This window comes from Streptomyces sp. NPDC053367 (genome assembly GCF_044545925.1).
GTDB lineage: Bacteria > Actinomycetota > Actinomycetes > Streptomycetales > Streptomycetaceae > Streptomyces.
Genome location: NZ_JBITYN010000009.1, coordinates 169441 through 191493, shown reverse-complemented (window position 1 = coordinate 191493; position 22053 = coordinate 169441). Strand labels below are relative to the sequence as shown.

The 22053-nt window shown below is 70.2% G+C and carries 18 protein-coding genes; 3 read left to right on the top strand and 15 right to left on the bottom strand.

Annotation, left to right across the window (positions count from 1 at the left end; translation table 11 throughout):
- Window positions 1-331: 331 nt before the first annotated feature.
- Window positions 332-1270, top strand: a complete 939-nt coding sequence (locus ACIGXJ_RS25460) for a M56 family metallopeptidase (protein WP_399649572.1) — start codon at window positions 332-334, stop codon at window positions 1268-1270.
- Window positions 1271-1448: 178 nt separating this feature from the next.
- Here the strand turns inward: ACIGXJ_RS25460 and recQ are convergent, their stop codons facing one another.
- Entirely contained in the window at window positions 1449-3476 is a 2028-nt protein-coding gene (gene recQ / locus ACIGXJ_RS25455) for a DNA helicase RecQ (RefSeq protein ID WP_399650212.1), read from the bottom strand.
- Window positions 3477-3723: 247 nt separating this feature from the next.
- Here recQ and ACIGXJ_RS25450 point away from each other — a divergent pair, with 247 nt between their 5' ends.
- Window positions 3724-4254, top strand: coding sequence for a hypothetical protein (locus tag ACIGXJ_RS25450; RefSeq protein WP_399649569.1), 531 nt, complete (start codon window positions 3724-3726; stop codon window positions 4252-4254).
- A 75-nt stretch (window positions 4255-4329) separates the two neighbouring features.
- On the opposite strand, the gene nuoN is transcribed toward ACIGXJ_RS25450, so the two are convergent.
- The 14 genes from nuoN to ACIGXJ_RS25380 are packed head-to-tail and all read right to left on the bottom strand — an operon-like array spanning window position 4330 to window position 20382.
- The gene (nuoN, locus tag ACIGXJ_RS25445; RefSeq protein ID WP_399649567.1) at window positions 4330-5979 is read right to left on the bottom strand and encodes an NADH-quinone oxidoreductase subunit NuoN; all 1650 of its coding nucleotides are present in this window, start codon (window positions 5977-5979) and stop codon (window positions 4330-4332) included.
- Window positions 5976-7547 (bottom strand): NADH-quinone oxidoreductase subunit M, encoded by a 1572-nt coding sequence (locus ACIGXJ_RS25440; RefSeq protein WP_399649565.1) that lies wholly within the window; start codon window positions 7545-7547, stop codon window positions 5976-5978. The genes nuoN and ACIGXJ_RS25440 overlap by 4 nt, the downstream gene beginning before the upstream one ends.
- Before the next feature lie 5 nt (window positions 7548-7552).
- Complete coding sequence (gene nuoL, locus ACIGXJ_RS25435; RefSeq protein ID WP_399649562.1) at window positions 7553-9517, bottom strand: NADH-quinone oxidoreductase subunit L; 1965 nt, start codon at window positions 9515-9517, stop codon at window positions 7553-7555.
- A 12-nt stretch (window positions 9518-9529) separates the two neighbouring features.
- A complete protein-coding gene (nuoK, locus tag ACIGXJ_RS25430) occupies window positions 9530-9829 on the bottom strand; it encodes an NADH-quinone oxidoreductase subunit NuoK (RefSeq protein ID WP_053760538.1) in 300 nt (99 codons plus the stop codon).
- The gene (locus ACIGXJ_RS25425) at window positions 9826-10668 is read right to left on the bottom strand and encodes an NADH-quinone oxidoreductase subunit J (protein ID WP_399649560.1); all 843 of its coding nucleotides are present in this window, start codon (window positions 10666-10668) and stop codon (window positions 9826-9828) included. Before ACIGXJ_RS25425 ends, nuoK begins: the two co-directional genes overlap by 4 nt.
- Complete coding sequence (gene nuoI / locus ACIGXJ_RS25420) at window positions 10665-11306, bottom strand: NADH-quinone oxidoreductase subunit NuoI (protein WP_399649557.1); 642 nt, start codon at window positions 11304-11306, stop codon at window positions 10665-10667. The genes ACIGXJ_RS25425 and nuoI overlap by 4 nt, the downstream gene beginning before the upstream one ends.
- Entirely contained in the window at window positions 11299-12663 is a 1365-nt protein-coding gene (gene nuoH, locus ACIGXJ_RS25415) for an NADH-quinone oxidoreductase subunit NuoH (protein WP_399649555.1), read from the bottom strand. Before nuoH ends, nuoI begins: the two co-directional genes overlap by 8 nt.
- The gene (locus ACIGXJ_RS25410; RefSeq protein ID WP_399649552.1) at window positions 12660-15164 is read right to left on the bottom strand and encodes an NADH-quinone oxidoreductase subunit G; all 2505 of its coding nucleotides are present in this window, start codon (window positions 15162-15164) and stop codon (window positions 12660-12662) included. Before ACIGXJ_RS25410 ends, nuoH begins: the two co-directional genes overlap by 4 nt.
- A complete protein-coding gene (nuoF, locus tag ACIGXJ_RS25405) occupies window positions 15161-16507 on the bottom strand; it encodes an NADH-quinone oxidoreductase subunit NuoF (protein ID WP_399649550.1) in 1347 nt (448 codons plus the stop codon). Before nuoF ends, ACIGXJ_RS25410 begins: the two co-directional genes overlap by 4 nt.
- The gene (gene nuoE / locus ACIGXJ_RS25400) at window positions 16507-17385 is read right to left on the bottom strand and encodes an NADH-quinone oxidoreductase subunit NuoE (protein ID WP_399649548.1); all 879 of its coding nucleotides are present in this window, start codon (window positions 17383-17385) and stop codon (window positions 16507-16509) included. Before nuoE ends, nuoF begins: the two co-directional genes overlap by 1 nt.
- Window positions 17382-18713 carry an NADH-quinone oxidoreductase subunit D gene (locus ACIGXJ_RS25395; RefSeq protein WP_399649545.1) on the bottom strand — a complete coding sequence of 444 codons (1332 nt, stop codon included), beginning with the start codon at window positions 18711-18713 and terminating at the stop codon, window positions 17382-17384. Before ACIGXJ_RS25395 ends, nuoE begins: the two co-directional genes overlap by 4 nt.
- The gene (locus ACIGXJ_RS25390) at window positions 18710-19456 is read right to left on the bottom strand and encodes an NADH-quinone oxidoreductase subunit C (protein ID WP_399649543.1); all 747 of its coding nucleotides are present in this window, start codon (window positions 19454-19456) and stop codon (window positions 18710-18712) included. The genes ACIGXJ_RS25395 and ACIGXJ_RS25390 overlap by 4 nt, the downstream gene beginning before the upstream one ends.
- Window positions 19453-20007, bottom strand: a complete 555-nt coding sequence (locus tag ACIGXJ_RS25385) for an NADH-quinone oxidoreductase subunit B family protein (protein ID WP_003998928.1) — start codon at window positions 20005-20007, stop codon at window positions 19453-19455. Before ACIGXJ_RS25385 ends, ACIGXJ_RS25390 begins: the two co-directional genes overlap by 4 nt.
- 15 nt (window positions 20008-20022) lie before the next feature.
- Complete coding sequence (locus ACIGXJ_RS25380) at window positions 20023-20382, bottom strand: NADH-quinone oxidoreductase subunit A (protein WP_007383963.1); 360 nt, start codon at window positions 20380-20382, stop codon at window positions 20023-20025.
- 726 nt (window positions 20383-21108) lie between these two features.
- Here ACIGXJ_RS25380 and ACIGXJ_RS25375 point away from each other — a divergent pair.
- Window positions 21109-21978 carry a C40 family peptidase gene (locus ACIGXJ_RS25375; RefSeq protein WP_399649539.1) on the top strand — a complete coding sequence of 290 codons (870 nt, stop codon included), beginning with the start codon at window positions 21109-21111 and terminating at the stop codon, window positions 21976-21978.
- Window positions 21979-22053 lie beyond the last annotated feature (75 nt).

Genomic DNA, 22053 nt, shown 5'->3' with positions numbered 1-22053 from the left:
CCTGGCCGGGGATGCCTGGCTTGGGGCGCCTGGCCCGGGGCGCCTGGCCCGGGGCGCCTGGCCCGGGGTGCCTGGTTGGGGGCGCCTGGCCGGGGGTGTCTGGCCGGGGGCCTGTCCAGGTGAGCCCGGTCGGCACGTTCGACAAGGCCCGTGATCCGCGACGGTCCTGCCGGATTTCTTACGTCGGTCGCCCGTCGCCGTCATACTGGCGGCGGGCGGTCGCCGGTCCGCTCCGACCGCCGGAGGGTGCGGCGCCCGGCGTTGCACCCCCGCGTCGCCCGCCCACCTGCCCCGCAGCCGACCCTTCCGATCAGGATCCGGAGCCCGTGGCATGACCGTCTGCATGCTCCTGCTGGGCGTCGTCGCCCTGACGGCCGCCGTGCCGGTCCCCCGTGCGCTGACCCGGGCCGCCTGGCCCGAACGGGAACCCGTGGTCGCGCTGTGGGTGTGGCAGTGCCTGGTGGCGACCGTTCTGCTGTGCTGCCTCACCGCCCTCGTGCTGAGTGCCGCCGCCGTCTTCGGGACCGTCCGGTCCCGGGTCTTCGCCCCGGCCCCGTCGGCCGTCACCGCCGCCTACGACCTGTCCGCTGCGCCGCCCTGGGTCACCGTCCTCACCCTCCTGCTGGCCTGCGGGGCCGCCTGGACCACCGCGATGCTCGCCCGTGAGCTGGTGGAGGCCCGCCGCCGGCGCGGAGCGGCCCGGGCGCATCTGCGGGAACGCGCCCCCGACCTGCCCGCCGGCCTCCCGGCCGCGCGCGGCCCCCTACTGGTGCTGGAGGACGAATACCCGGACGCCTGGTGGATGCCGGGCCACCCGCCCCAGCTGGTCGTCACCACCGGCGCCCTGCACCGGCTCACCGACCGTCAGCTGGACGCCGTGCTCACCCATGAGCGCGGCCACGCGCGCGCCCACCACGACTGGCTGCTGCACCTGTCGACGGCCCTGGCGACCGGCTTCCCCCGGGTGCCGCTGTTCACCCACTTCTGCGACCAGACCCGCCGCCTGGTCGAGCTCGCCGCCGACGACGCGGCCTCCCGCCGGTGCGGCCACCTCACCACCGCCCTGGCTCTGATCGAGCTGAACCAGCACCGCGGTGTCCTGTCCTGCGCCTCCAGCAACCGCCTCCTCGGCGAGCGCGTCGACCGCCTCCTGCAGCCACCGCCCCGGCTGGAGCGCGGGCAGCGGGCCCTGACGACGACGGTGGCGGCGCTGGTGCCGTTGCTGCCGCTGCTGATCACGTTCGCCCCTGGCCTGACGGCACTGAGCTGACGGGCGGGTTTCGGGCGCGGGCCCGGTCCGGGTCCTGATCCGTATCCCGGCCCGGGTCCTGATCCGTGTCCCGGCCCGGGTCCTGATCCGTATCCGGACCCCGCCCGGGGCAGGGGAAGGGGCAGGTGCAGGGACCTGCGGGCAAGCCGCGGCCCGACGGCCGGGCCCGGCCCCGGCGCTATATCCAGTCGTCCGGTTCCGGCTCGGCGTCCATCTCCGGCCAGTCGTCCGGTTCTGCCCGGCCCTCGTCCGGCGCGGCCCCTCGGCCCGGCGCGGCCCCGCCCTCGTCGCGCGCACCGGCAGAGGTGCCCGGTCCGTCCAGCGAGGCCAGCACCTTGACCACGCCCTCCCCGTAGGTCGCGAGCTTCTTCTCGCCGACCCCGCTGACGCCCCCGAGCTCGCGCACCGAGGTGGGCCAGACGGTGGCGATCTCCCGCAGCGTGGCGTCGTGGAAGATGACGTAGGCCGGGACGCCCTGCTCGCGGGCCTGCTCCGCACGCCAGGCGCGCAGCGCCTCGAAGGCGGGCAGCAGGGCCTCGGGCAGCTCGGCCGCGGCGGCCTTCGGCTTGCGCTCGCCCCGGCCCGAGGAGCCCGACCGGGACCCGGCCGGCTTCTTCGGCTCCTTGCGCAGCGGCACCTCCCGCTCGCGCCGCAGCACCGAACCGCTGGACTCGGTCAGCACCAGCGTGCCGTACTCCCCCTCGACGGCGAGCAGCCCTTGGGCCAGCAACTGCCGTACCACACCGCGCCATTCGCCCTCGGTGAGGTCCTGTCCGATGCCGAACACGGACAGCTGGTCGTGGTCGAACTGGATGACCTTGCCGGTGCGCCGGCCGAGCAGGATGTCGATGATCTGCCCGGTGCCGAACTTCTGGCCGCGCTCACGCTGCAACCGCACCACCGTCGACAGCACCTTCTGGGCGGCGACCGTGCCGTCCCACGTCTCCGGCGGGGTCAGACAGGTGTCGCAGTTGCCGCAGCCCGCCGGGTCGGCGTCCTGGCCGAAGTAGGTGAGGAGCTGTCCACGCCGGCACTGGGCGCTCTCGCACAGGGCGAGCATCGCGTCCAGGTGCGCGGCGGCCCGGCGCCGGAACGCCTCGTCGCCCTCGCCCGACTGGATCAGCTTGCGCTGCTGGATGACGTCGTTCAGCCCGTACGCCAGCCAGGCCGTCGACGGCAGCCCGTCACGGCCGGCGCGGCCGGTCTCCTGGTAGTAGCCCTCCACCGACTTGGGGAGGTCCAGGTGGACGACGAAGCGGACGTCGGGTTTGTCGATGCCCATGCCGAAGGCGATGGTCGCCACCACCACCAGCCCTTCCTCGCGCAGGAACCGGGACTGGTGGGCGGCGCGGGTGCCCGCGTCCAGGCCCGCGTGGTAGGGCACGGCCTCGATACCGTTGGCCGTGAGGAACTCGGCCGTCCGCTCGACCGAGTTGCGCGACAGGCAGTAGACGATGCCCGCGTCGCCCGCGTGCTCCTCGCGCAGGAAGCTCAGCAGCTGCTTCTTGGGGTCCGCCTTCGGCACGATCCGGTACTGGATGTTGGGCCGGTCGAAGCTCGCGACGAAGTGGCGGGCCGTCGGCATGTGCAGCCGCTCGGTGATCTCGCGGTGGGTGGCGTGGGTCGCCGTCGCGGTGAGCGCGATGCGCGGCACGTCCGGCCAGCGCTCGCCGAGCAGGGACAGGGCGAGATAGTCGGGGCGGAAGTCGTGGCCCCACTGGGACACGCAGTGCGCCTCGTCGATCGCGAACACCGAGATCTTGCCCCGGGAGAGCAGATCGAGCGTGGCGTCCAGACGCAGCCGCTCCGGAGCCAGGTAGAGCAGGTCCAGCTCGCCCGCCAGGAACTCCGCCTCGACCATGCGCCGCTCGTCGAAGTCCTGCGTGGAGTTCATGAACCCGGCCCGCACACCGAGCGCCCGCAGCGCGTCCACCTGGTCCTGCATCAGCGCGATCAGCGGCGAGACGACGACGCCCGTGCCGGGTCTGACCAGGGCGGGGATCTGATAGCACAGCGACTTGCCGCCGCCGGTCGGCATGAGCACCACGGCGTCGCCGCCGGACACCACATGCTCGATGACCGCCTCCTGCTCACCGCGGAAGGCGTCGTAGCCGAAGACGCGGTGCAGCGTGGCCAGCGCCTCGCTCCCGGCCGCCGGCAACCCGGTCACCTCTGGCATGTCGATGATCCCGCCCGTCCCGCCCATCGTCGTGTCCCCCGTACGTCGCGTCTCGACCACTGCGTCCACGATAGGCGCCCGCACCGACAGCCCCGGAGTTATCCACAGACCCGTTCGGGTGACAGTCATTACTTTCCGTGATCATTCGATCGGACTCGTCACATGGCGGCCGGCCTGCGGCAGGGACATCCTGCTGGGGCGGGACGGGGGCCCGCCCGTCCCTCCCTTTCGTCCCTCCCTTTCGTCCCTCGATTTCCCGCTCAAGGAGTCCCCCGTGTCCCACCGCCCCCTCAGAGCCGCCCTCGGCCTCGCGGCAGCCGGAGCCCTGTCCCTGTCCCTCGCGGCCGTCCCCGCGCAGGCCGCGCCCGCCGCGGACCCGTTCCCGTTCGCCTGGACGCAGCTGGTCTCGACGTACACGGCGACCGGCGCGTACGGGTACGAGCCGTTCACGCAGGCGGGCGGCTACCTCATCACCCCGTGCGTGCCGGGCCTGGGCTACCGCTACGTCGACCTGGACGCCGTCCAGGACGACGGCGACCTCGATCCCGGTAAGCCCGAGGCTCTCCTGTACGAGGACGGGCCTGACGGGAGGCGCAGGCTCGTGGGCGCGGAGTGGATCGTCCAGGCCGGGACGGGCGTCGACCGGCCGTCGCTGTTCGGCCAGGACTTCAACGGCCCGGACCTGCTCCCCCAGCCCCTCGGGTCCGGCCACACGCTGCGCGCATGGCTCTACAAGACGAACCCCGACGGTTTGTTCAGCCCGACGAACCCGACCGTGACCTGCCCGGCGAACCCGGCCCCCTGACGGGACGCCGCAGGCCGCACACGGATGGGCCCCGGTCCCCACGGGGGGAACCGGGGCCCATCGGCGCACCGCTGCTCAGCGCACGAACACCCCGGCCTGACCCGCCAGGTCCAGGAAGTACTGCGGAGCCACACCGAGCACCAGCGTGACCGCCACGCCGACGCCGATCGCCGTCATCGTCAGCGGGGACGGCACGGCGACCGTCGGGCCCTCGGGCCGCGGCTCGCTGAAGAACATCAGCACGATCACGCGGATGTAGAAGAACGCCGCGATCGCGGACGAGATCACACCGACCACCACCAGCGGGGCCGCGCCGCCCTCGGCCGCCGCCTTGAACACGGCGAACTTGCCGGTGAAGCCCGAGGTCAGCGGAATGCCCGCGAAGGCGAGCAGGAACACCGCGAACACGGCCGCCACCAACGGGGAGCGCCGGCCGAGACCGGCCCACTTCGACAGGTGCGTCGCCTCGCCGCCCGCGTCCCGCACGAGGGTGACGACCGCGAACGCGCCGATCGTCACGAACGAGTAGGCACCCAGGTAGAACAGGACCGAGGACACGCCGTCCGGGGTGGTCGCGATGACACCCGCGAGGATGAAGCCCGCGTGGGCGATCGACGAGTACGCCAGCAGCCGCTTGATGTCGGTCTGGGTGATCGCGACGATCGCGCCGCCCAGCATCGTGACGATCGCCACGCCCCACATCACCGGCCGCCAGTCCCAGCGCAGGCCCGGCAGGACGACGTACAGGATGCGCAGCAGCGCACCGAACGCGGCGACCTTGGTGGCGGCCGCCATGAAGCCGGTGACCGGGGTCGGCGCGCCCTGGTAGACGTCCGGCGTCCACATGTGGAACGGCACCGCGCCCACCTTGAACAGCAGGCCCATCACGATCAGCGCGGCGCCGACCAGCAGCAGCGCGTCATTGCCCATGGTGTCGGCGAGGGCCGGGGTGACGTCGGTGACCGAGCCGTCGACGACCTGCGCGATCGTGGCGTACGACATCGAGCCGGAGTAGCCGTACAGCAGCGCGATGCCGAACAGGGTGAACGCGGAGGCGAACGCCCCGAGCAGGAAGTACTTCACGGCCGCTTCCTGCGACATCAGCCGCTTGCGGCGGGCCAGCGCGCACAGCAGGTACAGCGGCAGGGAGAAGACCTCCAGGGCCACGAACAGCGTCAGCAGGTCGTTGGCCGAGGGGAACAGCAGCATGCCCGCGACGGCGAACAGCAGCAGCGGGAACACCTCGGTGGTGGTGAACCCGGCCTTCACCGCGGCCTGCTCACCGGCGCTGCCGGGCACGGAGGCGGCCTGCGCGGCGAAGGAGTCGACGCGGTTGCCGTGCGCCAGCGGGTCCAGGCGGCGCTCGGCGAAGGTGAACAGACCGACCAGCGCGACCAGCAGGATCGTGCCCTGCAGGAACAGCGCGGGACCGTCGACCGCGACCGCGCCCATCGCCGCGATCCGTGCCTTGGTGGTGCCGAAGCCGTCCGCGGCGAGCGCCACCACCGCGGCGAACGCCGCGACCAGCGCGACGACGGACACGAACAGATGGGCGTAGTAGCGGGACTTGCGCGGCACGAACGCCTCGACGAGCACCCCGACGATCGCCGCGCCCACGACGATCAGGGTGGGCGACAATTGCCCATATTCGATCTTCGGCGCGTCGATCTTCGAGATCGGATCGGCCGCCGTTGTCCACAGGCTGTGGACGGCTGTTGCGCTCACTTGGCCGCCTCCACCTCGGGCCGGGGGTCCTTCTTGTGTACGTCGGACATGGTCTGCTTCACCGCCGGGTTGACGATGTCCGTCACGGGCTTCGGGTAGACGCCCAGGAAGATCAGCAGCACGACCAGCGGTGCCACGACCACGAGTTCGCGCACCCGCAGGTCGGGCATCGCGGCGACCTCGGGCTTCACCGGGCCGGTCATCGTCCGCTGGTACAGGACGAGGGTGTACAGCGCGGCGAGCACGATGCCGAAGGTGGCGATGATGCCGACCACCGGGTACTCGGCGAACGTGCCGACCAGCACCAGGAACTCACTGACGAACGGCGCGAGTCCGGGCAGCGACAGCGTCGCCAGGCCGCCGATCAGGAAGGTGCCGGCGAGCACCGGGGCGACCTTCTGCACACCGCCGTAGTCGGCGATGAGCCGCGAGCCGCGCCGCGAGATCAGGAAGCCGGCCACCAGCATCAGCGCGGCCGTCGAGATGCCGTGGTTGACCATGTAGAGGGTCGCGCCGGACTGGCCCTGGCTGGTCATCGCGAAGATGCCCATGATGATGAAACCGAAGTGGGAGATCGACGCGTACGCCACCAGGCGCTTGATGTCCCGCTGGCCGACCGCGAGCAGAGCACCGTAGACGATGCTGATGAGCGCGAGGACGAGGATCGCGGGCGTCGCCCACTTGCTGGCCTCCGGGAAGAGCTGGAGGCAGTAGCGGAGCATCGCGAAGGTGCCCACCTTGTCGACGACCGCGGTGATGAGGACGGCGACCGGGGCGGTGGCCTCCCCCATGGCGTTGGGCAGCCAGGTGTGCAGCGGCCACAGCGGCGCCTTCACCGCGAAGGCGAAGAAGAAGCCGAGGAACAGCCAGCGTTCGGTGCTGGTCGCCATGTCGAGCGAGCCGTTGGCGCGGGCCTCGGCGATCTCGGTGAGGGAGAAGTTCCCGGCGACGACGTACAGGCCGATCACCGCGGCCAGCATGATCAGTCCGCCGACGAGGTTGTAGAGGAGGAACTTGACCGCGGCGTAAGAGCGTTGGGTCGACGCCACCTCCTCGCCGTGCTCGTGGGCACGGTCCCCGAAGCCGCCGATGAGGAAGTACATCGGGATGAGCATGGCTTCGAAGAGGATGTAGAAGAGGAAGACGTCGGTGGCCTCGAAGGAGAGGATCACCATCGCCTCGACGGCGAGGATCAGGGCGAAGAAGCCCTGCGTCGGCCGCCAGCGGCGGCTGCCGGTCTCCAGCGGGTCGGCGTCGTGCCAGCCCGCGAGGACGATGAACGGGATCAGCAGGGCGGTGAGCGCGATCAGCGCCACCCCGATGCCGTCCACACCCAGCTCGTAGCGGACCCCGAACTCCTTGATCCAGGCGTGGGATTCGGTGAGCTGGTAGCGGTCGCCGTCAGGGTCGAAGCGGACCAGGACCGCGATCGCCAGGGCGAGCGTGGCCAGCGAGACCAGCAGGGCCAGCCACTTGGCGGCGGTGCGGCGCGCGGCGGGCACGGCGGCCGTGGCCACCGCCCCGACGGCCGGGAGCACCGCCGTCGCTGTCAGCAGAGGAAAGGACATCGGTATCAGACCGCCCTCATCAGCAGGGTCGCGGCGACGATGACCGCCGCACCGCCGAACATCGAGACCGCGTACGTCCGCGCGAAGCCGTTCTGCAGCCTGCGCAGCCGTCCGGAGAGGCCGCCGACCGAGGCAGCCGTGCCGTTGACGACGCCGTCGACCAGGGTGTGGTCGACGTAGACCAGGGACCGGGTGAGGTGCTCGCCGCCGCGGACCAGGACGACATGATTGAAGTCGTCCTGGAGCAGGTCGCGGCGGGCTGCCCGGGTGAGCAGCGACCCGCGCGGGGCGACGGCCGGGACCGGGCGGCGGCCGTACATCGCCCAGGCGATGGCGACGCCGATGACCATGCAGGCCACCGTGGCGCCGGTGACCACGCCCGCGCTGATCGGCGCGTCACCGTGGTCGTGCCCGGTGATGGGCTCCAGCCAGTGCAGGAAGCGGTCGCCGACGCTGAAGAACGCGCCGCCCGCGACGGAGCCCACGGCCAGGACGATCATCGGGATCGTCATGACCTTCGGCGACTCGTGCGGGTGAGGCTCGCTGTGCTCGCCGTGCGTCTCGGCGGCCGGTTCCACGCTGGGCTCGGCCGGGGAAGGGGTGGGCCGGTCGCGCCAGCGCTCCTCGCCGAAGAACGTCATCAGCATCACGCGCGTCATGTAGAACGCGGTGATGGCCGCGCCGAGCAGGGCCACGCCGCCGAGGATCCAGCCCTCGGTGCCGCCCTTGGCGAACGCCGCCTCGATGATCTTGTCCTTGGAGAAGAAGCCGGACAGGCCCGGGAAGCCGATGATGGCGAGGTAGCCGAGGCCGAAGGTGACGAAGGTGACCGGCATGTACTTGCGCAGGCCGCCGTAGCGGCGCATGTCGACCTCGTCGTTCATGCCGTGCATGACGGAACCGGCGCCGAGGAACAGCCCGGCCTTGAAGAAGCCGTGCGTCACCAGGTGCATGATCGCGAAGACGTAGCCGATGGGGCCGAGGCCCGCCGCCAGCACCATGTAGCCGATCTGCGACATGGTCGAGCCGGCCAGGGCCTTCTTGATGTCGTCCTTCGCGCAACCGACGATCGCACCGAACAGCAGCGTGACCGCGCCGACGATGGTGACGACGAGCTGGGCGTCGGGCGCCGCGTCGAAGATCGCACCGGAGCGGACGATCAGGTAGACGCCCGCGGTCACCATGGTCGCGGCGTGGATGAGGGCCGAGACCGGGGTCGGGCCCTCCATCGCGTCCCCGAGCCAGGACTGCAGCGGCACCTGGGCCGACTTGCCGCAGGCGGCGAGCAGCAGCATCAGGCCGATGGCGGTCAGCTTGCCCTCACCGGTGTCGGCGACCAGACCGGCCTCCTCGTGGGTGCCGAGGACCGGGCCGAAGGCGAAGGTGCCGAAGGTGGTGAACATCAGCATGATCGCGATCGACAGGCCCATGTCGCCCACGCGGTTGACCAGGAAGGCCTTCTTCGCGGCCGTGGCGGCGCTGGGCTTGTGCTGCCAGAAGCCGATCAGCAGGTAGGAGGCGAGGCCGACGCCCTCCCAGCCGACGTACAGCAGCAGGTAGTTGTCGGCGAGGACGAGCAGCAGCATGGCCGCGAGGAACAGGTTCAGGTAGCCGAAGAAGCGGCGGCGGCGCTCGTCGTGCTCCATGTACCCGACCGAGTACAGGTGGATCAGCGAGCCGACGCCCGTGATCAGCAGGACGAACGTCATCGACAGCTGGTCCAGGCGGAAGGCGACGTCCGCCTGGAAGCCCTCGACCGGGATCCAGCTGAACAGGTGCTGGGTGACGGTGCGGTCCTCGGCGCCCTTGCCGAGCAGGTCGGTGAACAGCACCAGGCCGAGCACGAAGGAGACGGCCGCGAGCAGTGTGCCGATCCAGTGGCCGACGGCGTCGAGCCGCCGGCCGCCGCACAGCAGTACGGCCGCTCCGAGCAGGGGCGCCGCGATCAGCAGCGCAATCAGGTTCTCCACTTGAGCGACCCCTTACAGCTTCATCAGGCTGGCGTCGTCGACCGAGGCCGAGTGGCGGGAACGGAACAGCGACACGATGATCGCGAGCCCGACCACGACCTCCGCGGCGGCGACGACCATCGTGAAGAAGGCGATGATCTGGCCGTCGAGATTGCCGTGCATCCGGGAGAAGGCGACGAACGCGAGGTTGCAGGCGTTCAGCATCAGCTCGATGCACATGAACAGCACGATCGCGTTCCGCCTGATGAGCACGCCGGTGGCGCCGATCGTGAACAGCAGGGCGGCGAGGTAGAGGTAGTTGACCGGGTTCACTTGGACGCCTCCTCGGCCCGCTTGAAGTGCGGCGGCTCGATCGCGGTGCGCTCCAGGCGCTCCTCGGCGCGCTGCTCGATGGCCTTGAGGTCGTTCAGCGCCTCCGCCGAGACGTCCCGGATCTGGCCGCGCTCGCGCAGGGTCTTGTTGACCGTGAGCTCCGACGGGGTGCCGTCGGGCAGCAGGCCGGCGATGTCGACGGCGTTGTGCCGCGCGTACACACCGGGCGCCGGCAGCGGCGGCAGGTGCTTGCCCTCGCGGACCCGCTGCTCGGCCATCTCGCGCTGGGTGCGGGCCCGTTCGGTGCGCTCGCGGTGGGTGAGGACCATCGCGCCGACGGCGGCCGTGATCAGCAGGGCGCCGGTGATCTCGAAGGCGAAGACGTACTTGGTGAAGATCAGGGAGGCCAGGCCCTCGACGTTGCCGCCCGCGTTGGCCTGGCCGAGTCCGTCGAACTCCGTGAGGGAGGCGTTGCCGATCCCGGCGACCAGCAGGATGCCGAAGCCGAGGCCGCACAGCAGGGCCAGCCAGCGCTGGCCCTTGACGGTCTCCTTCAGGGAGTCGGCCGCGGTGACACCGACGAGCATCACCACGAACAGGAACAGCATCATGATCGCGCCGGTGTAGACGACGATCTGGACGACGCCCAGGAAGTAGGCGCCGTTGGCGAGGTAGAACACCGCCAAGATGATCATGGTGCCGGCCAGGCACAGCGCGCTGTGGACGGCCTTCTTCATGAAGACCGTGCACAGCGCGCCGATCACCGCGACCGTACCGAGGACCCAGAACTGGACGGCCTCGCCGGTGGAGGTGGAGTAGGCGGCGAGCTGCGCGCTCATCGGCGGATCACCTCCTCCGACGCCGGCTCGTCCGCGCCGAAGGTCGAGGCGCCCTCCTGCGGGGCCTCGCCCTTGGAGAGGGCGACCTGCCGCTCGGTGCCGGGCGCGGCCTCGGTCACCAGGCCCCGGTAGTAGTCCTGTTCGTCCATGCCGGGGTAGATGGCGTGCGGGGTGTCGACCATGCCCTCGTCCAGACCGGCGAGCAGCTGCTCCTTGGTGTAGATGAGGTTGGCGCGGCTGGAGTCGGCCAGCTCGAACTCGTTGGTCATCGTCAGCGCGCGGGTGGGGCACGCCTCGATGCACAGGCCGCACAGGATGCAGCGGGCGTAGTTGATCTGGTAGACGCGGCCGTAGCGCTCCCCCGGGGAGTAGCGCTCCTCGTCGGTGTTGTCCGCGCCCTCCACGTAGATCGCGTCGGCGGGGCAGGCCCACGCGCACAGCTCGCAGCCGACGCACTTCTCCAGGCCGTCCGGATGGCGGTTGAGCTGGTGCCGTCCGTGGAAGCGCGGAGCGGTGGTCTTCTGCTGCTCCGGGTACTGCTCGGTCAGCCGCTTCTTGAACATGGCCTTGAAGGTCACGCCGAAGCCGGCCACCGGGTTCTGGAAACCAGGGTCGGTCTCCTTGGGTTCCTCAGCCATCGGACGCCTCCTTTCCATCCAGCGATCCGTCACTCTGAGTATCGGGGGCACCACTGACAATCAGCTCCCCCTCCCGGCGCGAGCGCCTGCGCGGCACCGCCGGAAGCTCCTGCCCGGGCAGCGGCGGCACGGGGAATCCACCCGCCATCGGGTCGAACGCGGCCCGGTCCGCGGGCGCCGCCTCGGCGGGCTTGCCGCGGTCGCGGAAGAAGTCCGCGACGAAGGAGAGCAGCAACAGGGCGATCACCCCGCCGCCGACGTAGAGGGCGATGTCGGCGAAGTCGTAGTTCTCGTTGCGCAGGGCCCGCACGGTCGCGACGAGCATCAGCCAGACCAGGGAGACCGGGATGAGGACCTTCCAGCCGAGCTTCATCAGCTGGTCGTAGCGCACCCGCGGGAGCGTGCCGCGCAGCCAGATGAAGAAGAACAGCAGCAGCTGCACCTTGACGGTGAACCACAGCATCGGCCACCAGCCGTGGTTGGCGCCCTCCCAGAAGCCGCTCACCGGCCACGGGGCCCGCCAGCCGCCGAGGAAGAGGGTCACGGACACCGCCGAGACGGTCACCATGTTGACGTACTCGGCGAGCATGAACATCGCGAACTTGATCGACGAGTACTCGGTGTTGAAGCCGCCGACCAGGTCGCCCTCGGACTCGGGCATGTCGAACGGCGCCCGGTTGGTCTCACCGACCATGGTGACGATGTAGATGATGAACGACACCGGCAGCAGCACGATGTACCAGCGGTCGGCCTGCTGCTCGACGATCGTCGACGTCGACATCGACCCCGAGTAGAGGAACACCGACGCGAAGGCGGCTCCCATCGCGATCTCGTACGAGATCATCTGCGCGCAACTGCGCAGACCGCCGAGCAGCGGATACGTCGATCCGGAGCTCCAGCCCGCCAGCACGATGCCGTAGATGCCGACCGAGGCGACCGCGAGGATGTACAGCATCGCGATCGGCAGGTCGGTGAGCTGCATCGTGGTGCGCGTGCCGAAGATCGAGATCTCGTTGCCGGCCGGGCCGAAGGGGATCACCGCGATCGCCATGAAGGCCGGGATGGCCGCGACGATCGGCGCGAGGACGTAGACGACCTTGTCCGCGCGCTTGACGATGATGTCTTCCTTCAGCATCAGCTTGATGCCGTCGGCGAGGGACTGGAGCATGCCCCACGGGCCGTGCCGGTTGGGGCCGATGCGCAGCTGCATCCAAGCGACGACCTTGCGCTCCCAGACGATGGAGAACAGCACGGTCACCATCAGGAAGGCGAAGCAGAAGACCGCCTTGACCGCGACGAGCCACCAGGGGTCGCGGCCGAACAGGGAGAGGTCTTCGGCGGCGAGGTGCCAGCTCATGACTCCACCTCCTTGGGGGCCTCGGCGGCGAGGGTCGCCGGACCGATGCGGACGAGGGAGCCGGGCTGCACCCCGGCGTCGGAGGCGACGCCCCGGCCGGTGGAGTTCAGCGGGAGCCACACCACGCGGTCCGGCATCTCGGTGATCGACAGCGGCAGTTCGACGGTGCCGGACGGGCCGGACACGGACAGGACGTCGCCGTCCTTCACGCCCGCCTCGACGGCAGTCGCCGCGGACAGACGCGCGTGTGCCGCGTGCCGCGTGCCGGCGAGCGCCTCGTCGCCCTGCTGCAGCACACCCTGGTCGAGCAGCAGCCGGTGCCCGGCGAGCACGGCCTCCCCGGTGGCGGGCCGGGGCAGCACGCCCCCGGTCTCCAGCGGCTCGGTGGCCCGCGGCCCGTCCCAGGCGCCGAGCCGGTCCAGCTCCGCGCGCGCGGTGCGCAGATCCGGCAGGCCCAGGTGGACGTCCATGGCGTCGGCGAGCATCTGCAGCACGCGCGCGTCGGCGGGGGCCAGGCGGCGGGTCATCTGGTCGGGCTTGAGAGCGGCCTCGAAGAAGCGGACCCGGCCCTCCCAGTTGAGGAAGCTGCCGGCCTTCTCGGCGACCGCCGCGACCGGCAGCACCACGTCCGCGTGGTCGGTGACCTCGCTGGGCCGCTGCTCGAGCGACACCAGGAAGCCGATCTCGGCGAGCGCCTCACGCGCGCGTGCCGGGTCGGGCAGGTCGGCGACCTCGACGCCCGCCACCAGCAGCGCCCGCAGTTCGCCGGAGGCGGCGGCCTCGACGATCTGGCCGGTGTCTCGGCCGTAGCGGTGCGGGAGTTCGGCGACGCCCCAGGCGGCCGCGACCTCCTCACGCGCGCGTGGGTCGGTGGCGGGACGGCCGCCCGGCAGCAGCGACGGCAGCGCGCCGGCCTCGACGGCACCGCGCTCCCCGGCCCTGCGCGGGATCCACACCAGCCGCGCGCCGGTCGCGGAGGCGGCCCGTACGGCGGCGGTGAGCCCGCCCGCGACCGCCGCGAGGCGTTCGCCGACCACGATCACGGCGCCCTCGGCGCGCAGCGCCTCGGCGCACCGACCGCCGGGCTCCTCCAGGCCGACACCGCTCGCGAGGGCGTCCAGCCACTCGGTCTCGGTGCCGGGGGCGGCCGGCAGCAGGGTGCCGCCCGCCTTCTGCAGACCGCGCGTGGTGTGCGTGGCCAGCGCGAAGACCCGCTGTCCGTGTTTGCGCCAGGCCTTGCGCAGCCTGAGGAAGACGCCGGGCGCCTCCTCCTCGGCCTCGAACCCGACCAGCAGGACGGCGGGCGCCTTCTCCAGCGACGTGTACGTCACGCCCGTACCGTCGAGGTCACGGCCGCGGCCCGCCACCCGCGCGGCGAGGAAGTCGGCCTCCTCGCTGCTGTGCACCCGCGCGCGGAAGTCGATGTCGTTGGTGTCGAGCGCCACGCGCGCGAACTTGCTGTACGCGTACGCGTCCTCGACGGTCAGTCGGCCGCCGGTGAGGACGCCGGTACGGCCGCGGGCGGCCAGCAGGCCATCGGCCGCGGCCTGGAGGGCCTCCGGCCAGGACGCGGGGGCGAGTTCACCGTCGGCTCCGCGCACCAGCGGTGTCTCCAGCCGGTCGCGCAGCTGGGCGTACCGGAACGCGAAGCGGCCCTTGTCGCAGATCCACTCCTCGTTGACCTCCGGGTCCGTGGCCGCCAGGCGCCGCATGACCTTGCCGCGCCGGTGGTCGGTGCGTGTGGCGCAGCCGCCGGAGCAGTGCTCGCACACCGAGGGCGAGGAGACCAGGTCGAAGGGGCGGGAGCGGAACCGGTAGGCCGCCGAGGTGAGCGCTCCGACGGGGCAGATCTGGATGGTGTTGCCGGAGAAGTACGACTCGAAGGGGTCGCCCTCGCCGGTGCCGACCTGCTGGAGCGCTCCCCGCTCGATGAGCTCGATCATCGGGTCGCCCGCGACCTGGTCGGAGAAGCGGGTGCAGCGCGCGCACAGCACGCAGCGCTCACGGTCGAGCAGCACCTGAGTGGAGATCGGCACGGGCTTCTCGTAGGTCCGCTTCTTTCCCTCGAAGCGGGACTCGGCCTGCCCGTGGGACATGGCCTGGTTCTGCAGCGGGCACTCGCCGCCCTTGTCGCAGACCGGGCAGTCCAGGGGGTGGTTGATGAGGAGCAGCTCCATCACGCCGTGCTGCGCCTTCTCGGCCACGGGTGAGGTCAGTTGAGTCTTCACGACCATTCCGTCCGTACACGTGATCGTGCAGGACGCCATGGGCTTGCGCTGGCCCTCGACCTCGACGATGCACTGGCGGCAGGCGCCGGCCGGGTCGAGGAGGGGGTGGTCGCAGAAGCGGGGGATCTCGATGCCGAGCTGTTCGGCGGCCCGGATGACCAGGGTGCCCTTGGGCACGCTGATCTCGATGCCGTCGATGGTCAGCGACACCAGGTCTTCCGGCGGGACCGCCGCCTCGCCCCCTCCGGAGGGAGCGCTGGTGGTCACTGTCATGCGTTCACCTCCGTACGGTCGGCCCAGGCCGTCGACTTGGCCGGGTCGAAGGGGCAGCCGCGGCCCGTGATGTGCTGCTCGTACTCCTCGCGGAAGTACTTCAGCGAGGAGAAGATCGGCGAGGCGGCGCCGTCGCCGAGGGCGCAGAACGACTTGCCGTTGATGTTGTCGGCGATGTCGTTCAGCTTGTCGAGGTCGCTCATCACGCCCTTGCCGGCCTCGATGTCGCGCAGCAGCTGCACGAGCCAGTACGTGCCTTCGCGGCAGGGCGTGCACTTGCCGCAGGACTCATGGGCGTAGAACTCGGTCCAGCGGGTGACGGCCCGTACCACGCAGGTGGTCTCGTCGAAGCACTGGAGCGCCTTGGTGCCGAGCATGGAACCCGCGGCGCCCACTCCTTCGTAGTCGAGGGGGACGTCGAGGTGCTCGTCGGTGAACATCGGGGTGGAGGAACCGCCGGGCGTCCAGAACTTCAGCCGGTGCCCGGGCCGCATCCCGCCGCTCATCTCCAGCAGCTGGCGCAGGGTGATGCCGAGCGGCGCCTCGTACTGGCCGGGGCTCGCGACATGGCCGCTGAGCGAGTAGAGCGTGAAGCCCGGTGACTTCTCGCTGCCCATCGACCTGAACCATTCTTTTCCGTTTTGCATGATCGCGGGAACCGAGGCGATCGACTCGACGTTGTTCACAACAGTCGGGCAGGCGTAGAGACCTGCCACCGCAGGAAAGGGGGGACGCAGCCGCGGTTGGCCGCGGCGGCCTTCGAGGGAGTCCAGGAGCGCGGTCTCCTCACCGCAGATGTACGCGCCCGCGCCCGCGTGCACGGTGAGTTCCAGATTCAGACCGCTGCCCAGGATGTTCTCGCCGAGGTAGCCGGCCGCGTAGGCCTCGCGCACGGCCTCGTGCAACCGCCGCAGAACGGGGACGACTTCACCACGCAGATAAATGAAGGCATGCGACGACCTGATGGCATAACACGCGATGACAATGCCCTCGATGAGGCTGTGCGGGTTCGCGAAGAGGAGCGGAATGTCCTTGCAGGTTCCAGGCTCCGACTCGTCGGCGTTGACAACTAGATAGTGCGGCTTTCCGTCCCCCTGAGGAATGAACTGCCATTTCATTCCGGTGGGGAATCCCGCGCCGCCGCGCCCGCGCAGACCGGACTCCTTGACGTACGCGATCACGTCGTCCGGCGACATGGCGAGCGCCTTGCGGAGTCCCTCGTACCCTTCGTGCCTTCGGTAGACGTCCAGCGTCCAGGAGCGCTCCTCGTCCCAGAAGGACGACAGCACGGGTGCGAGCAGCTTCTCGGGGCTGGTGTCTTTCAGCTCGGGTGCCAAGGTCATCACTCCCCCTCCTCGGCGGTGGGCCCTGCCGGGTGGGCGGGGTCGGATGCCGATGTGTCCTGTGGCGCGTCGTGCGAGCTGACGTGCTCGGCCGGTGACGGCTCGTGCACCTTGTCCTGCGGCTCGTCGTGCGGTCCGCCGTCGCGCGGGTGGACCACGCGCGCGGGTGCGGTCTCTCCCTTGGCCAGGCGGAGGCCCACCAGCGACGCCGGTCCCGCGCTGCCGCCCGCCTCGACGGCCCCTGGCCGCTCATCGGGGAAACCGGCGAGGATCCGCGCGGTCTCCTTGAAGGTGCACAGCGGCGCCCCGCGCGTGGGCGAGACCGTCCGCCCGATGCGCAGGTCGTCCACGAGGCGCTTGGCGCTCTCGACGGTCTGGTTGTCGAAGAACTCCCAGTTGACCATCACGACCGGCGCGAAGTCGCAGGCCGCGTTGCACTCGATGTGCTCCAGGGTGACCTTGCCGTCGTCGGTGGTCTCGCCGTTGCCGACGCCCAGGTGCTCCTGGAGGGCGTCGAAGATCGCATCGCCGCCCATCACCGCGCACAGCGTGTTGGTGCACACGCCCACCTGGTAGTCGCCGGAGGGCCGGCGCCGGTACATGGTGTAGAAGGTGGCGACCGCGGTGACCTCGGCCGTGGTCAGGCCGAGCACGTCGGCGCAGAACTGCATGCCGGTGCGGGTGACGTGTCCCTCCTCCGCCTGCACGAGGTGCAGCAACGGCAGGAGGGCGGACCGGGAGTCGGGGTAGCGGGCGATGACCTCGCGCGCGTCACGCTCGAGCCTTTCCCGGACGTCGTCCGGGTAGCCGGGCGCGGGCAGCTCGGGCATGCCCAGGCTGACGCCTCGCTCGGCTCGCTCCGAGGAAGAGGTGGTCACCGGTCGACGCCTCCCATCACGGGGTCGATGGACGCGACGGCGACGATGACGTCGGCGACCTGGCCGCCTTCGCACATCGCCGCCATGGCCTGCAGGTTGGTGAAGGACGGGTCGCGGAAGTGGACCCGGTAGGGGCGGGTGCCGCCGTCGGACACGGCGTGCACGCCGAGTTCGCCCTTGGGGGACTCGACGGCCGCGTACGCCTGTCCCGGCGGGACGCGGAAGCCCTCGGTGACCAGCTTGAAGTGGTGGATCAGGGCCTCCATGGAGGTGCCCATGATCTTCTTGATGTGGTCGAGGGAGTTGCCGAGTCCGTCGGGGCCCAGGGCGAGCTGGGCGGGCCAGGCGATCTTCTTGTCGGCGACCATGACCGGGCCGGGCTTGAGCCGGTCCAGGCACTGCTCGACGATCCTGAGCGACTGGCGCATCTCCTCCAGGCGGATCAGGAAGCGGCCGTAGGCGTCGCAGGTGTCGGCGGTCGGGACGTCGAAGTCGTAGGTTTCGTAGTCGCAGTAGGGCTGCGTCTTGCGCAGGTCGTGCGGCAGGCCGGTGGCGCGCAGGATCGGGCCGGTGGCGCCGAGGGCCATGCAGCCGGCCAGGTCGAGGTAGCCGATGTCCTGCATACGGGCCTTGAAGATGGGGTTCCCGGTGGCGAGCTTGTCGTACTCCGGGAGGTTCCGCTTCATCTTCTTCACGAACTCGCGGATCTGGTCCACCGCGCCGGGCGGCAGGTCCTGGGCGAGTCCGCCGGGGCGGATGTACGCGTGGTTCATCCTGAGGCCCGTGATCAGCTCGTAGAGGTCCAGGATCATCTCGCGGTCCCGGAATCCGTAGATCATGATCGTGGTCGCGCCGAGCTCCATGCCGCCGGTGGCGATGCACACCAGGTGGGAGGAGAGCCGGTTCAGCTCCATCAGGAGCACCCGGATGATCTTGGCGCGCTCGGTGATCTGGTCCTCGATACCGAGGAGCTTCTCGACGGCGAGGCAGTAGGCGGTCTCGTTGAAGAAGGACGTGAGGTAGTCCATGCGCGTGACGAAGGTGGTGCCCTGCGTCCACGTGCGGTACTCGAGGTTCTTCTCGATGCCGGTGTGCAGATAGCCGATGCCGCAGCGGGCCTCGGTGACCGTCTCGCCCTCGATCTCCAGGATCAGGCGCAGCACTCCGTGGGTGGAGGGGTGCTGGGGGCCCATGTTGACGACGATGCGTTCGTCGTCCGCGCGGGACGCGCTCTGGACGACCTCGTCCCAGTCGCCACCGGTGACCGTGTAGACGGTGCCCTCGGTGGTCTCTCGCGCCGAAGCGGCGGATGCGTGCGAAGTGCTCACGAGTACGACCTCCGCTGGTCCGGAGCCGGGATCTGGGCGCCCTTGTACTCGACGGGGATGCCGCCGAGGGGGTAGTCCTTGCGCTGCGGGTGGCCCTGCCAGTCGTCCGGCATCATGATCCGCGTCAGGGCCGGGTGACCGTCGAAGACGATTCCGAAGAAGTCGTAGGTCTCGCGCTCGTGCCAGTCGTTCGTCGGGTAGACGGGGACGAGCGAGGGGATCCGCGGGTCGGCGTCCGGGGCGCTGACCTCCAGGCGGATCAGCCGGTTGTGGGTGATCGAGCGCAGGTGGTAGACGGCGTGCAGCTCGCGGCCCTTGTCGTGCGGGTAGTGCACACCGCTGACGCCGGTGCACAGCTCGAAGCGCAGGGCCGGGTCGTCGCGCAGGGTGCGGGCGACGCGCAGCAGGTGCTCGCGCTCGATGTGGAAGGTGAGTTCGCCGCGGTCGACGACCGTCTTCTCGATGGCGTTCTCGGGGAGGAGGCCCTGCTCCTCCAGGGCGCCCTCCAGTTCGTCGGCGACCTCGTCGAACCAGCCGCCGTAGGGGCGGGCCGCCGGTCCCGGGAGGCGGACCGAGCGGACGAGACCGCCGTAGCCGGAGGTGTCGCCGCCGTTGTTCGCGCCGAACATGCCGCGCTGGACGCGGATCTCCTCGCCGCCCTGGCCTCGCTGGCCGGGGAGGTTCTCGGCGGAGAGCGCCTTGTCGGGGTTGACGCCGTTCGCGTCCTTGGGTGCGTCGCTCACCGCAGCAGCCCCTTCATCTCGATGGTGGGCAGGGCCTTGAGCGCCGCCTCCTCCGCCTCGCGGGCCGCCTCCTCGGCGTTCACGCCGAGCTTGGAGGTCTGGATCTTCTGGTGCAGCTTGAGGATCGCGTCCATCAGCATCTCCGGCCGGGGCGGGCAGCCGGGGAGGTAGATGTCGACCGGCACGATGTGGTCGACGCCCTGGACGATGGCGTAGTTGTTGAACATGCCGCCCGAGGAGGCGCAGACCCCCATGGAGATCACCCACTTGGGGTTCGGCATCTGGTCGTAGACCTGCCGGAGCACCGGCGCCATCTTCTGGCTGACCCGGCCGGCGACGATCATCAGGTCCGCCTGGCGCGGTGACCCGCGGAAGACCTCCATGCCGAAGCGCGCCAGGTCGTAGCGACCGGCGCCGGTGGTCATCATCTCGATGGCGCAGCAGGCGAGTCCGAAGGTGGCCGGGAAGACGGACGCCTTGCGCACCCAGCCCGCGGCCTGCTCGACGGTGGTCAGCAGGAATCCGCTCGGCAGCTTTTCTTCGAGTCCCATGTCGTAAAAGGCCCCTCAGTCCCATTCCAGGCCGCCGCGCCGCCATACATAGGCGTAGGCGACGAAGACGGTGAGCACGAAGAGCAGCATCTCCACGAGCCCGAACACACCCAGGGCGTCGAAGGTGACGGCCCAGGGGTAGAGGAAGACGATCTCGATGTCGAAGACGATGAAGAGCATCGCCGTCAGGTAGTACTTGATGGGGAAACGCCCGCCGCCGGCCGGCGTCGGTGTCGGCTCGATGCCGCACTCGTAGGCCTCGAGCTTGGCGCGGTTGTACCGCTTCGGACCGATCAGCGTGGCCATGACCACGGAGAAGATCGCAAAGCCTGCCCCGAGGGCTCCCAGTACGAGGATGGGCGCATACGCGTTCACCGCTCCTCGCTCCTCTCAGTCGGCACTGACTGGTGGCGGTTGCACTGGACTCACAGCCGCCCCACCAGTCCCTCGAACCCCGCTCGTCCCGGGCCAAGATCGAGAACATGTGAAGCAGGTCACAAGCCCAACTGCCTCGCATCTTATGCCCGGCGCTCTGTGATCTGCGACACGGGGTATTACACGAGCTTTGTGATCTCCACCACCTGACGAAGGATCATGAAGTCGGATGAGCGGTGATCTTCGCACGCGAAGCGTCCGAGTGATCACCAGACGTGACATTTTCGCTCGTCAGGGCAGCTCAGAGGGGGCGTCTCAATATCAAGAGACTTCCGCTGCATGCAAATTGGCATGAGACGCCACCTCTTGGTAGAGGGCGGCGTTCACACATCAGGGGGAGGTCCGGGGCGGGATGTGGACGTGTGCACGCGTTCACGAGCGCGGGGCCGTGCGCGGGGTCGTCGTCTGCCCGCGCGGGACGCGGCGGACACGGTGACCGTTCCGTGACCTGCGCCACATTGTGAAAGATCGATAAGAAGCGGGCTTGGCCAACGGTCGCCACCAGTGGTAGGCGCGGGGCAATCCGGACGTAACGACGAAAGCCCATGATCACAGGCTTGAAAGGGTGCGTCCGCTATGTCCGTTACGGCGTCAATAAAGAGCGAGGCGCCCGGGTTTCGGGGGTCCGGTTGAACAACTGTGGCGCAGGACACGTTTCTTGAAGGTATGGAGGACCCCCTGATACCGATTGCTCTCATGTCCCACACCGCTCACATACGCAGCCACCGGAAGCCCCGCCGCAACGCGTCCTCGACGCTCGCGATGCGCGCCGGAGTTGCCGGTGGCGTCCTCAGCATGGCGGCGGCGGGTGCGTCGGCCTCGGCGAACGCCGCCGAGCCGGTCACGCAGACGCTCGAACTGCCCACTCTGACGGCCGACCTGGCCGCCCAGGTCGCCGAGTCCGCGGACGCCACCGAGCTGGCCGCCGCGAACTACGAGCTCGAGGCCGAGCGTGACGCGGCCGCAGCCCAGGCCGCCAAGCAGGCCAGGGCGGACCTCGCGGTGGCCAAGAAGAAGGCCGCCGCCAAGAAGAAGGCACAGGAGGAGGCTGCCCGCCGGGCCGCCGCCGAGGAGGCCGCCTCCCGCGCCGCGGAGCGCGAGGCCCTCGTCACCGCCTCCGCCGACGCCGGCGGCACCTCCGCCGACACCACCGCCGAGACCACCGTCTCCACCCCGGCCGGCGGCTCCGTCGCGACCGTCATCGCCTTCCTCAAGGCGCAGGTGGGCGACGCCTACATCATGGGTGCCACGGGCCCCGACGCCTGGGACTGCTCCAGCCTCGTCCAGGCCGCCTTCCGCGAGGTCGGTGTGGACCTGCCGCGCGTCTCCCAGGACCAGTCGATGATGGGCACCGAGGTCGGCACCTCCAACCTCCAGGTCGGCGACATCCTGTACTGGGGCGGCAAGGGCTCCGCGTACCACGTGGGCGTGTACATCGGCGACGGCCAGTACCTGGACGCGGCCAACCCGTCCAAGGGCGTCGTCATCCAGGACCTGTCCGGTTACCCGGCGTCGGGTGCGGTGCGCGTGCTCTGAGCCGCGCCACGCGCCTGCGCACACGCAGGACCGGACGAAGGGCCGCAGCCGCTCGGGGGCAGCGGCCCTTCGCCG